The organism is Actinocatenispora rupis (assembly GCF_016861975.1).
In the GTDB taxonomy this organism is placed as follows: Bacteria; Actinomycetota; Actinomycetes; order Mycobacteriales; family Micromonosporaceae; genus Actinocatenispora; species Actinocatenispora rupis.
Genome location: NZ_BOMB01000019.1, coordinates 129,732 through 141,302, shown reverse-complemented (window position 1 = coordinate 141,302; position 11,571 = coordinate 129,732). Strand labels below are relative to the sequence as shown.

At 72.3% G+C, this 11,571-nt stretch carries 13 protein-coding genes; 2 read left to right on the top strand and 11 right to left on the bottom strand.

Annotated elements, in window-relative coordinates:
* Window positions 1–132: 132 nt before the first annotated feature.
* Window positions 133–621, top strand: a complete 489-nt coding sequence (gene bldD / locus Aru02nite_RS16855) for a transcriptional regulator BldD (RefSeq protein WP_030447328.1) — start codon at window positions 133–135, stop codon at window positions 619–621.
* A 103-nt stretch (window positions 622–724) separates the two neighbouring features.
* Here bldD and nusB read toward each other — a convergent pair whose 3' ends face one another.
* Together nusB and efp are read right to left on the bottom strand one after the other, a co-directional pair.
* Window positions 725–1,132 (bottom strand): transcription antitermination factor NusB, encoded by a 408-nt coding sequence (gene nusB, locus Aru02nite_RS16850; protein WP_203658768.1) that lies wholly within the window; start codon window positions 1,130–1,132, stop codon window positions 725–727.
* 38 nt (window positions 1,133–1,170) lie between these two features.
* Entirely contained in the window at window positions 1,171–1,728 is a 558-nt protein-coding gene (gene efp / locus Aru02nite_RS16845) for an elongation factor P (RefSeq protein ID WP_203658519.1), read from the bottom strand.
* A gap of 227 nt (window positions 1,729–1,955) precedes the next feature.
* Between efp and Aru02nite_RS16840 the strand changes: the two genes are divergently transcribed.
* Window positions 1,956–2,423 carry an SRPBCC family protein gene (locus Aru02nite_RS16840; RefSeq protein WP_203658516.1) on the top strand — a complete coding sequence of 156 codons (468 nt, stop codon included), beginning with the start codon at window positions 1,956–1,958 and terminating at the stop codon, window positions 2,421–2,423.
* 6 nt (window positions 2,424–2,429) lie between these two features.
* Here Aru02nite_RS16840 and aroQ read toward each other — a convergent pair whose 3' ends face one another.
* The 9 genes from aroQ to alaS all read right to left on the bottom strand — a co-directional run bounded on the left by aroQ (window position 2,430) and on the right by alaS (window position 11,550).
* On the bottom strand, window positions 2,430–2,879 hold the full coding sequence (gene aroQ, locus Aru02nite_RS16835; RefSeq protein WP_373324881.1) for a type II 3-dehydroquinate dehydratase: 450 nt from the start codon (window positions 2,877–2,879) through the stop codon (window positions 2,430–2,432).
* Window positions 2,876–3,958: a 3-dehydroquinate synthase gene (gene aroB, locus Aru02nite_RS16830; RefSeq protein ID WP_203658514.1), complete on the bottom strand. Its 1,083-nt coding sequence runs from the start codon at window positions 3,956–3,958 to the stop codon at window positions 2,876–2,878. The genes aroQ and aroB overlap by 4 nt, the downstream gene beginning before the upstream one ends.
* The gene (locus Aru02nite_RS16825) at window positions 3,955–4,500 is read right to left on the bottom strand and encodes a shikimate kinase (protein WP_239076737.1); all 546 of its coding nucleotides are present in this window, start codon (window positions 4,498–4,500) and stop codon (window positions 3,955–3,957) included. The genes aroB and Aru02nite_RS16825 overlap by 4 nt, the downstream gene beginning before the upstream one ends.
* Window positions 4,497–5,675 carry a chorismate synthase gene (gene aroC, locus Aru02nite_RS16820; RefSeq protein ID WP_203658512.1) on the bottom strand — a complete coding sequence of 393 codons (1,179 nt, stop codon included), beginning with the start codon at window positions 5,673–5,675 and terminating at the stop codon, window positions 4,497–4,499. Before aroC ends, Aru02nite_RS16825 begins: the two co-directional genes overlap by 4 nt.
* A 61-nt stretch (window positions 5,676–5,736) precedes the next feature.
* Complete coding sequence (locus tag Aru02nite_RS16815) at window positions 5,737–6,420, bottom strand: prepilin peptidase (protein WP_203658504.1); 684 nt, start codon at window positions 6,418–6,420, stop codon at window positions 5,737–5,739.
* Entirely contained in the window at window positions 6,420–7,241 is an 822-nt protein-coding gene (locus Aru02nite_RS16810) for a shikimate dehydrogenase (RefSeq protein WP_203658502.1), read from the bottom strand. The genes Aru02nite_RS16815 and Aru02nite_RS16810 overlap by 1 nt, the downstream gene beginning before the upstream one ends.
* Window positions 7,231–8,397, bottom strand: a complete 1,167-nt coding sequence (gene mltG / locus Aru02nite_RS16805; RefSeq protein ID WP_203658500.1) for an endolytic transglycosylase MltG — start codon at window positions 8,395–8,397, stop codon at window positions 7,231–7,233. The genes Aru02nite_RS16810 and mltG overlap by 11 nt, the downstream gene beginning before the upstream one ends.
* Window positions 8,390–8,872, bottom strand: coding sequence for a Holliday junction resolvase RuvX (gene ruvX / locus Aru02nite_RS16800; protein ID WP_203658498.1), 483 nt, complete (start codon window positions 8,870–8,872; stop codon window positions 8,390–8,392). Before ruvX ends, mltG begins: the two co-directional genes overlap by 8 nt.
* Window positions 8,869–11,550, bottom strand: a complete 2,682-nt coding sequence (alaS, locus tag Aru02nite_RS16795) for an alanine--tRNA ligase (protein ID WP_203658495.1) — start codon at window positions 11,548–11,550, stop codon at window positions 8,869–8,871. The genes ruvX and alaS overlap by 4 nt, the downstream gene beginning before the upstream one ends.
* Window positions 11,551–11,571: the final 21 nt, after the last annotated feature.

Sequence of the window (11,571 nt, the reverse complement as noted above, 5' to 3'; positions counted from 1 at the left end):
CACTACCAACACTCAGATTCGCGCAAGTTTTCGGGTGACCGGTACTTGACCGACCGTCGTTGATCGGAATACCGTCACGCTCCGTAGCGATTGCTGGGGAGAGACCTCGGCCATGTGAGTGGGAGTCAGCGCATGCCGTCTGAGTACGCGAAGTCCCTCGGCGCCCGACTGCGCGCCATCCGCCAACAGCAGGGACTGTCCCTGCAGGGGGTGGAGGAGAAGTCGGGAGGCCGGTGGAAGGCAGTGGTGGTCGGTTCGTACGAGCGCGGGGACCGTGCGGTCACCGTCGCCCGGCTGGCCGAGCTCGCCGACTTCTACCGGGTTCCGGTAGCCGAGCTGCTGCCCGACGGTGGCGGCACCCGGCAGGAGTCTGCGGGCAAGATCGTCCTGGACCTGGAGCAGCTGTACGAGCACACCGCCGACGAGCTCGCGCCCGTCGCCCGGTACGCCCGTGCGATCCAGCAGCAGCGCGGTGACTACAACGGTCGCGTGCTGTCCATCCGCGCCGACGACCTGCGCGCGCTGGCGATCGTGTACGACACGTCGCCGTCGGGCCTGGTGGAGCGCTTCACCGAGCTGGGTGTGCTGGTCGCCGACCCGCGAGCCCTGTTCGGCGGGTGACAGCCGACCCTCTGGGTACGGCAGGGACGACGAAACGGGCGCCCGCGGTGATCACCGCGGGCGCCCGTTCCATGCCCGGTACGCGCCGACAGTCAGCCGCGCGTCAGCTCCGGTCGCGGACGACCTCGGCGATGCGGGCCAGCAGCCCGTTGACGAACTTCGGCGACTCGTCGGTGGACAGCGACTCGGCCAGCTCCAGCGCCTCGCTCATCACCACCGCGTCGTCCACGTCGTCGGCGTGCAGCAGCTCGAACACCGCCACCCGCAGCAGGTTGCGGTCGACCGCCGGCATCCGCGCCAGCGACCACCCCTCCGAGTACGTCGCGAGCAGGTGGTCGATCTCCTCGGCGTGCTGCTGGTAGCCCTCCACGAGAGTCACCGTGTACGCCCGGACGGGCGGCTCGGCCCACTCCACCCGGCGGCGCAGCACGACCTGCGGCTCCTCACCGCGCAGGTCCGCCTCGTACAGCACGTCGAGGGCACGCTTGCGCGCCTTGGTCCGGGTCGACATGCCCGGGGCGGAACGCGGCTCGGTCACGGTCGGCACGCTCAGACCCGGCCGAGGTAACGGCCGTCGCGGGTGTCGACCTTGATCTTGTCGCCGGTGTTGACGAACAGCGGCACCGCCACCGACGCGCCGGTCTGTACGGTGGCCGGCTTCGTACCGCCGGTGGAGCGGTCGCCCTGCAGGCCCGGCTCGGTGTAGGTGACCTCCACCTCGACCGAGGTCGGCAGCTCGATGTACAGCGCGGTGCCCTCGTGGAAGCCGACCGTCACCTCGGCGTTGTCCAACAGGTACTTCGCGGCGTCGCCGACCGTGCCGCCGGGCACGTTGACCTGGTCGAAGGTCTCGGCGTCCATGAAGACGAAGTCCTCACCGTCGGCGTACAGGTACTGCATGGTGCGCTTGTCGACGGTGGCGGTCTCGACCTTGGTGCCGGCGTTGAACGTCTTGTCCACGACCTTGCCGTTGAGCACGTTCTTCAGCGTCGTCCGCACGAACGCACCGCCCTTGCCGGGCTTGACATGCTGGAACTCGACGACGGACCAGAGCTGCCCGTCGAGGTTGAGAACCAGGCCGTTTTTCAGGTCATTCGTGGTGGCCATACGCTTGTGTGTCTCTTTCGTCTACGGCGTCGGGATCACCGACGTCTCATGGTCGCGGGATGGAGGTCGTTGACAAACCCTGGAAAGTCTACCGGCCGTGGAACCACCCCGACTCGACCGTACCGGCCGTTCGGGGCATGATCTCGACCGTGGACGGACGGGACAGTGAGTCGCCCCCCGTTTCGGCAGTGCCAGCCCGCGGCTCACGACCCCGGTGAGGAGGACGCATGAGTGAGGCCCAGGAGACCGGTGACGCGGTGCCGCCGGCACGGATCGAGCGCACCGTCGCCGCACCACGCGAGGTGGTGTGGCGGGCCTTCACCGATCCCAACGCGCTGTCCGCCTGGTTCTGGCCGGCCCGGCTGTCGCCGCGGGTACAGGCCGACGCGCGGCCCGGCGGACGGTACCGGATCTCCGGGTCGGCCTCGCGCAGCATGACCACCGCCGTCAGCGGCGAGTACCTCCGGGTCGAGGAGCCGGGGCTGCTGGAGTTCACCTGGCGGTGGGAGAGCGGCGAGGGCACCGCGCAGGTACTCGTCCGGCTCGCCGACGCCGACGACGGCACCGCGCTGACCGTCGAGCACGCCGGCTGCGAGGACGAGGAGGACCGGGAGGCGCAGGCCCGCGGCTGGCGGGACTGCCTGGACCGGCTGCCGGACTGGCTGGCCGCCGCCGTCGCCCGCGCCGCCGGGTGACGGCCGCTACGGCGTCTGCGGCGCCGTCAGCCGCCCCGCGAGGTACGTGAGGGCCAGCCGGTAGCCCTCGACGCCCAGGCCGCAGATGACGCCGGTGGCGACCGGCGACACCAGCGACGTACGGCGGAACTCCTCACGGGCGTGCACGTTCGACAGGTGCACCTCGACCAGCGGCGCGGTCAGCATCGCGCACGCGTCGCGGACCGCGACCGAGTAGTGCGTCCAGGCGGCCGGGTTGAGCACCACCGCGGCGCCGGCGTCGGCCGCCTCGTGCAACCAGCCGAGCATCTCGTACTCGGCGTCGGTCTGGCGCACCGTCACCGCCAGCCCCAGCTCCGCGCCGACCCGCTCGCACAGGGCGACCAGGTCGGCGTGGGTGGCCGTGCCGTACACGTCCGGCTCGCGGACGCCGAGCCGGCCCAGGTTCGGCCCGTTGAGCACGTCCACGCGCCTCACGACGCCTCCACCGGCACACAGACCTCCAGGTACGTGGCGCGCAGCTCCGGCTCGCTCACGTCGGACACCACGGTCGGCTCCCCCGGCCCGGACAGCAGGACGAACCGCAGCGTGTCGCCCTGCGCCTTCTTGTCCAGCCGCATCGCCGGCAGCAGCTCGTCGAACGCGTCCGGCCGGTACGTGGTCGGCAGGCCCACCGAGGACAGCACCGCGGCGTGCCGGTCGGCCGTACCGGCGTCGATCAGGCCACGCCGCCGCGCCAGGGCCGCCGCGTACACCAGGCCGACGGAGACGGCGTGGCCGTGCCGCCACCGGTACCCCTCGTGCCGCTCGATCGCGTGCCCGAGCGTGTGCCCGTAGTTGAGGACGATGCGGCGCCCCGACTCGCGCAGGTCACCGGCGACCACCTCGGCCTTCACCGCCACCGCCCGCTCCACCAGCTCGCGCAGCACCGGGGAGGCGGGGTCGGCGGCGGCGGCCGGGTCGGCCTCGACCAGGCGCAGGATCTGCTCGTCGGCGATGAACCCGCACTTGATCACCTCGGCGAGCCCGCCGACCAGCTCCTCGTGGCCGAGGGTGGCGAGAGTGTCCAGGTCGCACAGCACCGCGGCCGGCGGATGGAACGCGCCGACCAGGTTCTTGCCGGCCATCGTGTTCACGCCGGTCTTGCCGCCGACCGCGGCGTCGACCATGCCCAACAGGCTGGTCGGCACCTGCACCACGCGCACGCCGCGCAGCCAGCAGGCGGCGACGAACCCGGCCAGGTCGGTCACCGCGCCGCCGCCCAGCCCGACCACCGCGTCGGTACGGGTGAAGCCGGCGCGGCCCAGCTCCGCCCAGCAGTGGTCGGCGACCGCGACGGTCTTGCCCTTCTCCGCGTCCGGTACCGCGACCAGCAACGGCCGCAGCCCGGCGTCGGACAGTGTCGCCGCGGTCCTCTCCGCCAGCGCCGTCAGCGGCGGCGCGTGCACGACCGCGACCTGCCGGGCACCGTCCAGGTAGCCGGCGAGCCCGCCGAGCAGGTCACGCCCCACCACCACGTCGTACGGCCGGTCCCCACCGACCTGGATCGCCGTCATCCACGTACCTCCGGGTCGGACAGGGCGAGCAGGACCGTCTCGGCGACCTGCTCCGGGTCGATGCCGTCGGTCGGGACCACGACGTCCGCGACCTCCTCGTACAGCGGGCGGCGGGCGTCCAGCAGGTGCCGCATCGTGGCGCGCGGATTGACCGCCAGCAGCGGGCGACTGGCGCCCAGGCCGACCCGCTTCGCGGCGTCGGCCAGCTCCACCGACAGGTACACCACCAGGTGCTCCATCAGCAGCTCGCGGGTGTCGTCGGCCAGGACGGCACCACCGCCGAGGGCGAGGACGCCGCGGTGCCCGGCGAGCGCCTCCGCCACCGCGGCCCGTTCGAGTACCCGGAAATGGTCCTCGCCCTCGTCGAAGAAGATCTCCGGGATCGGCTTGCCGGCGGACCGCTCGATCAGCGCGTCGGTGTCCAGGAACGGCACCCGCAGCGCGTCGGCGATCAGGCCACCGACCGTGGTCTTGCCCGCGCCCGGCGGGCCGACCAGCACGCACGCGGGCCGGTCCACGCCCGGTCCGGCCTCCGCCGTCACGAGATCACCAACTCCTTGCGGTACGCCTCGGCGTTGCGGCGGATCTCCGCCACCGAGTCGCCGCCGAACTTCTCCAGTACGGCGTCGGCGAGCACCAGCGCCACCATCGCCTCCGCCACCACCGCGCCCGCCGGTACGGCACAGACGTCGGACCGCTGGTTGATCGCGGTGGTCGCCTCGCCGGTGACCACGTCCACCGTGGACAGCGCCCGGTTCAGCGACGAGATCGGCTTCATCGCCGCCCGTACCCGCAGCGGCTCGCCGATGGTCATGCCGCCCTCGACACCGCCGGCCCGACCGGTGCGCCGCCGTACGCCGGTGGCGGTGGGCTCGATCTCGTCGTGCGCCACCGAGCCGCGGCTGCGCGCCTGCGTGAACCCGTCACCGAACTCGACACCCTTGATCGCCTGGATCGACATCAGCGCCGCGGCCAGCCGCGCGTCGAGCCGCCGGTCCCACTGCACGTGACTGCCGAGCCCCGGCGGCAGCCCGTACGCCAGGACCTCGACGATGCCGCCCAGCGTGTCGGCGTCCTTGCGGGCGGCGTCCACCTCGGCGACCATCGCCGCGCTGGCGTCCGGGTCCAGGCAGCGCATCGGGTCGGCGTCGATCGCGGCCGCGTCGGCCGGCTCGGGCAGCCGGTCGGCCGGCGCCGCGATCGGGCCCAGCTCCACCACGTGCGACACGATCTCGACACCGAGCGTCTGGCGCAGCAACGCCTTCGCCACCGTACCGAGGGCGACGCGGGCGGCGGTCTCCCGGGCGCTGGCCCGTTCGAGGATCGGCCGGGCGTCGGTGTGCCCGTACTTCTGCATGCCGGCGAGGTCGGCGTGACCCGGCCGCGGCCGCGTCAACGGCGCGTTGCGGGCCTGCCCGGCCAGCTCCGCCTCGTCGACCGGGTCGGGGCTCATCACCTGCTGCCACTTGGGCCACTCGGTGTTACCGACCCGCACCGCGAACGGGCTGCCCAACGTGCGCCCGTGCCGCAGCCCGCCGATCACCTCGACGGCGTCCTGCTCGAACTTCATCCGTGCGCCCCGCCCGTACCCCAGGCGGCGGCGGGCCAGCTCGGCACCGATCTCGGCACTGGTCACCTCGACGCCGGCCGGTACGCCCTCCAGGACGCCCATCAGCGCGGGGCCGTGCGACTCTCCCGCAGTCAACCATCGCAACACAACCAGAGAGTCTGTCACGCCCCGGTCATCCACCCGCCGGTGGCCGGCCCGCGTCCCAGCCTCAGAACGCCAGGTATCCGGCAGCCAGCCGGTCGCCGACCAGGACGGCGGTGAGCGCGCCCGCCAACATCGCCGGCCCGAACGGGATCCGGGTACGCAGACCGGCCCGGCGGGACAGCAACAGGACGAGCGCGTAGCCGGCACCGTACGCGAAGCCGAGGACCACGCCGACCGCCAGCGTCGCCCAGGACAGCCAACCCAGCGCCAGGCCCAGCAGCCCCGCCAGCTTCACGTCCCCGAACCCGAGCTGCGATCCCGGCGCCAGGCACAGCACCAGGTACACCGCGGCGGCGGCGACCGCGCCCAGTACCGCGCGCAGCAGCCCCGGCCAGCCCACCGCGGCGGTACCGAGCAGGCTCGCCGGTGCCAGCAGCACCGCCACCGCCGGGTACGCCGGGAGCGTGATCGTGTCCGGCAGCCGGCGGATGTCCGCGTCGATCACGGTCAGCAGCACCCCGGCCGCGGCCAGTACCAGGAACGCGGGCAGCGCGTACCGCCGGGCGGGGTCGCCGACCAGCCCGAGCGCCACCACCCCGAACGCGCCGGCGGCGAGGCACGTGACCAGCACCGTACGGCGGGGGCCGGTGGTCACGCCGGGCAGCCGGCCCGCGGTCGCGGCGAGCGCCGGGCCCGCCGCCGCGCCCGCCCCAGCGCAGCCGAGCGCGGCGAGACCGGTCGCGAGCATCAGCTCCCCGCCGCCGAACGCAGCGCGGCGCGCATCGCGTCGGCCGGCGCGGGCACGCCGGTGAACTGCTCGAACTGTCGGACCGCCTGCGCGAGCAGCAGGTCGAGGCCGCCGAGGACGCGGGCGCCGGCGGCGGTCGCGGCGGCGGCGAGCCCGGTCGGCCAGGGTGAATACAGCACGTCGAAGACCGTAACGTCGGCACGCCACCGCACCGTCCGGGCGAACGCGTCGCCCGCGCCCGCCGGCAGCGTCGAGACGACCAGGTCGGCGGCGCCGGCCGCGGCCGGGTCGGCGAAGTCCGCGTGCCGCAGCACCAGCCCGAGCCGGTCGGTCACGTCGCGCAGCGCGGCCACCGCGTCCGGCCGGCGCGCGTACACGGTGACGTCGGTGGCGCCCAGCCGGGACGCGGCGTACAGGGCGGCGCGGGCCGTACCGCCGGCGCCGAGTACCGCGACGTGCCCGGCGCTGGTGGTGCCCCGCTCGGCCAGCGCGTCGACGAGGCCCGGCGCGTCGGTGTTGTCGGCCCGGCGTACACCGCCGCGCAGCAGCAACGTGTTCGCCGCACCCAGCAGCGTCGCGGTGTCGGTCACCTCGTCGGCGACCGTCAGCGCCACGTGCTTCAGCGGCATCGTCAGCGACAGACCGGCCCACTCCGGCCCCAGCCCCGCCACGAAACCGGCCAGCCCCGGCTCGGTGACCTCGTGCGCCTCGTACCGCCAGCCGGTCAGGCCCGCCGCGACGTACCCGGCGGTGTGGATCGCCGGGGACAGGGAATGGCCGACCGGGCTGCCGAGTACCGCGGCGCGATGCTCAGCCGACACCGTTCTTCTGGGCTTCCGCGACGTTCCTCTCGTGCTGCGCGCTGGAGTTCGTGAACGCCGACCGGCCGCTCTTGTCGATCACGACGAAGTAGTACCAGTTGCCGGCGGCCGGCTGGACCATCGCCTTCATCGCCGTGGCGCCCGGGCTGTCGATCGGCCCCGGCGGCAGCCCCTCGTACACCGTGGTGCTGTAGAGGTTCTTCGGGTCGTTCAGCTCGCTGACCGTCAACTCGCTGGAACGCTTGGCGCCGTTGCCCTTCATGTCCAGCCAGTAGTTCGTGGTCGAGTCGAAGTGCAGCTTCTTCAACCACGGGAACTGGTCGGCGTGCAGCCGGTTGTAGATGACCCGCGCCACCTTCGGCTCGTCCTCGCTGATGCCGGCCTCCGCCTGCACCATCGACGCCCCGATGAGCAACTCGTACGGGCTCATGCCGTTGGCGCCCTTGTCCAGCCCGCTGTCCGCGGCGGCCTTCATGAAGTGCTGCACGATCTCCTGCAGCGCCTCCTTCGCCGTCGTACCCGGGTCGAACATGTACGTGTCCGGGTACAGGAAGCCCTCGATGGTCTTCGCCGACTTCTTCTTGTCGTTACGCACGAACCAGTTCTTGCCGATGCCCAGCGACGCGGGATCCTTCGCGGCCTGCTGGAAGTCCGACAGCGGCAGCTTCATCGCCGTCGACAGCCGCTTGAGCGACGCGTTCATCGTCAGGCCCTCGGAGAGCGTGACCTTCGTCGAGACCCGGTTCTTCAGATCCAGCAGCGCGGTCACCGCCAGCGACGCCTTCATCCGCTTGTGCAGCTGGTAGTAGCCCGGCTGGATCTCCCGGCCGTGCGGGTTGTCGCCCGCCGCGTCCACGAACGCCTTCGCGCTCTTCACCACACCCTTCGTGTACAGGGTGTTGCCGATGTCGGCGGCGCTGTCGCCGGTCTTCACCTGGATCTGCGCCGTACCGGAGCCGGCGCCGGTGTAGTCGGGGGCGACGAAGAACCCGCGCACCTTCGTCCAGCCGAACACCGCGCCGCCACCCAGACAGCCGAGCAGCACGACGACCATGACCAGCGCGAACACGGTGCGGCCGCCCTTTTTCCGGCGCCGGCGGTGCCGACCCGGGCGAGCGTCGCTCTCCTCGTACGCGAGGTCCAGGCCATCAAGCATCCGTCCGCCTCCGGTGCGCGTCGAGCCACGACTGCAGGATCTCCACCGCGGCGGCCTGGTCGACCACCGCCCGGCGTCGCTTGCCGCGGACGCCACGATCGGACAGCCTACGGGTTGCGACCGCGGTCGACATCCTCTCGTCCGAGAAGACGATCGGCACCGGCGCGACCCGGTCACCGAGCCGTGACGCGTACGCCCGGACGTCACGCGCCGCGTGACTCTCCTGGCCACCGAGGGTGATCGGAAGTCCGACAACCACCTCCACAGGGTCGTACTCCCCGACGAGATGGGCAAGGGCCGTGAGGTCAGACGCCTCCGGCGTGTCGCCCCGCGCCGACCGGTCCCGTGGGACGGTCGTCACGGGAGAGGCGAGCAGACCGTCCGGATCGCAGCACGACACCCCGATCCGGACGGTACCGACATCCACCCCGAGCCGTACGCCCCGGCGGAAACCGGCCTGATCCGGCCCGCTCACGTCGCCGTGGCCACCAGGTCCTCGACGGCGGTCAGCAGCACCGGCGCCTGATCCTCCGGTACACCGCCGCCCTGGGCCAGGTCGTCGTTGCCGCCGCCACGGCCGGACAGCGCCGCCTTCACCAGATCCTTCGCCGACAGACCCGCCTTGCGCGCCTCCGCGTTGACCGCGACGACCAGCGACGCCTTGCCGTTCGACCGGGCGCTCACCGCGACCACACCGGCGCGACCCGCCGACAGCCGGCCCCGGATCTCCTGCACCAGCGTCCGCACGTCGTTCGTACTCGCACTGCTCGGCGCCTCGGTGGTCACCACCGCCACGCCCCGCACGTCCTTCGCCGCCGCGGCCAGCCCGCCCGCGTTCGCCAGGACCATCTGCGCGCGCAGCTTCTCCAGCTCCTTCTCCGCGTCGCGGAGCTGCGCGATGGTCTGCTCGACCCGGTCGGCGACCTCCTCCGGCTTCGCCCGGTACGTCTCCGCCAGCCGCGACACCAGCAGGTGCTCCCGCGCCAGGAAGTTGAACGCGTCGATGCCCACCAGCGCCTCGACCCGCCGTACGCCGGCGCCGACCGACGCCTCGTGCAGGATCTTCACCACGCCCAACTGACCCGACCGCGCCGCGTGCGTGCCGCCGCACAGTTCGCGGGCGTAGTCGCCGACCTCGACGACCCGCACCTCGTCGCCGTACTTCTCGCCGAACAGGGCCATCGCGCCCAGCTTGCGCGCCTCCGCCATCGAGGTGACGAACGCGTGCACCTCCAGGTCGGCCATCAACACCTCGTTGACCTGCTGCTCGACGTCGGCGAGCACGCTGGCCGGGACCGCGCCCGGGATGTTGAAGTCGAACCGCAGCCGGCCCGGCGCGTTCAGCGAACCGGCCTGCGTCGCCGACTCGCCCAGGAAGTTGCGGATCGTCTGGTGCACCAGGTGCGTCGCGGTGTGCGAACGGGAGATCGCCCGGCGGCGCCGGATGTCGATCTCCGCGAACCCGGTCTCCCCGGTCCGCACCTCGCCGCGCAACACCCGCGCCCGGTGTACGAACAGGCCGGGCACCGGCTGCTGCACGTCGTACACCTCGACCTCGCCGCCGCCGACCTGGATCCGGCCGGTGTCGGGCTGCTGGCCGCCGCCCTCCGCGTAGAACGGGGTGGCGTCGAGGACCAGCTCGACCTCGTCGCCCTCACCGGCGCCCGTCAACGGCTCGCCGCCGGACAGCAGCGCCCGGACGCGCGCCTCCCGCGACACCTCCGCGTACCCGGTGAACTCGACCGCGCCGCCGGAGTCCAGCACCGCCCGGTACGCCGAGGTGTCGGCGTGGCCGGTCTTGCGCGCCTGCGCGTCGGCCTTCGCCCGGGTGCGCTGCTCGGTCATCAGGCGGCGGAAGCCGTCCTCGTCGACCGCCAGGCCCTGCTCCGCCGCGATCTCCAACGTCAGGTCGATCGGGAACCCGTACGTGTCGTGCAGCTGGAACGCCTTCGCCCCGGACAGCGTCGAGCCGCCCGACTTCCGCGTCTCCTCGACCGCCACGTCCAGGATCGTGGTGCCCGCCTTCAGCGTCGCGAGGAACGCCTCCTCCTCGCCGTACGCGTACTGGCTGATCCGCTCGTAGTCGGTCGCCAGCTCCGGGTACGACGGGGACATGCAGTCCCGCGCCACCGGCAGCAGCTCCGGCATCGCCGGCTTGTCGTACCCCAGCAGCCGCACCGCCCGCACCGCGCGGCGCAGGATCCGGCGCAGCACGTAACCCCGGCCCTCGTTGGACGGGGTGACGCCGTCGCCGATCAGCATCAGCCCGGTGCGCACGTGGTCGGCGACCACCCGCAGCCGCACGTCGTCCGGGTGCGACTCGGACGCGACGTGGCTGGTCGACGCGCCGTACCGCTTGCCGGTCAGTTCGCTGGCCTTGTCCAGGATCGGCCAGACCTCGTCGATCTCGTACAGGTTGTCGACACCCTGCAGGTACGCCGCGACGCGCTCCAGGCCCATGCCCGTGTCGATGTTCTTCGCCGGCAGGTCACCGACGATCTCGAAGTTCTCCTTGCCGGTGCCCGGACCGCGCAGGTTCTGCATGAACACGAGGTTCCAGAACTCCATGTAGCGGTCCTCGTCGACCTCCGGACCGCCCTCCGCCCCGTACTCCGGGCCGCGGTCCACGAAGATCTCCGAGCACGGGCCGCACGGCCCCGGCACACCCATCGACCAGAAGTTGTCGGCCTTGCCGCGCCGCTGGATCCGATCCGCCGGCACCCCGACCACCCGGTGCCAGATGTCGTACGCCTCGTCGTCGTCCAGGTAGACGGTCGGCCACAGCTTCTCCGGGTCCATCCCGAAGCCGCCGTCCTCCACGGACTTCGTCGCCAGCTCCCAGGCCAGCGTGATGGCGCCTTCCTTGAAGTAGTCACCGAACGAGAAGTTGCCGTTCATCTGGAAGAACGTGCCGTGCCGCGAGGTCTTGCCGACCTCGTCGATGTCCGGCGTCCGCACGCACTTCTGCACGCTGGTCGCGCGCGGGAACGGCGGCGTCACCTGCCCCAGCAGGTACGGCTTGAACTGCACCATGCCGGCGTTGACGAACAGCAGGTTCGGGTCGTCGAAGGGCAGCGGCGCGCTCGGCACCACCGTGTGCCCGTTGTTCTCGAAATGCGCCAGGAACCGACGCTTGATCTCCGCGGTACGCATCTGGGAGAAGTCTCGCTTTCC

Excerpts from the sequence above, each read along its gene's own strand:
- bldD (WP_030447328.1), top strand. The coding sequence starts at position 133 with ATGCCGTCTGAGTACGCGAAGTCCCTCGGCGCCCGACTGCGCGCCATC.
- nusB (WP_203658768.1), bottom strand. The coding sequence starts at position 1,132 with ATGTCGACCCGGACCAAGGCGCGCAAGCGTGCCCTCGACGTGCTGTAC.
- efp (WP_203658519.1), bottom strand. The coding sequence starts at position 1,728 with ATGGCCACCACGAATGACCTGAAAAACGGCCTGGTTCTCAACCTCGAC.
- Aru02nite_RS16840 (WP_203658516.1), top strand. The coding sequence starts at position 1,956 with ATGAGTGAGGCCCAGGAGACCGGTGACGCGGTGCCGCCGGCACGGATC.
- aroB (WP_203658514.1), bottom strand. The coding sequence starts at position 3,958 with ATGACGGCGATCCAGGTCGGTGGGGACCGGCCGTACGACGTGGTGGTG.
- Aru02nite_RS16815 (WP_203658504.1), bottom strand. The coding sequence starts at position 6,420 with ATGCTCGCGACCGGTCTCGCCGCGCTCGGCTGCGCTGGGGCGGGCGCG.
- mltG (WP_203658500.1), bottom strand. The coding sequence starts at position 8,397 with ATGCTTGATGGCCTGGACCTCGCGTACGAGGAGAGCGACGCTCGCCCG.
- alaS (WP_203658495.1), bottom strand. The coding sequence starts at position 11,550 with ATGCGTACCGCGGAGATCAAGCGTCGGTTCCTGGCGCATTTCGAGAAC.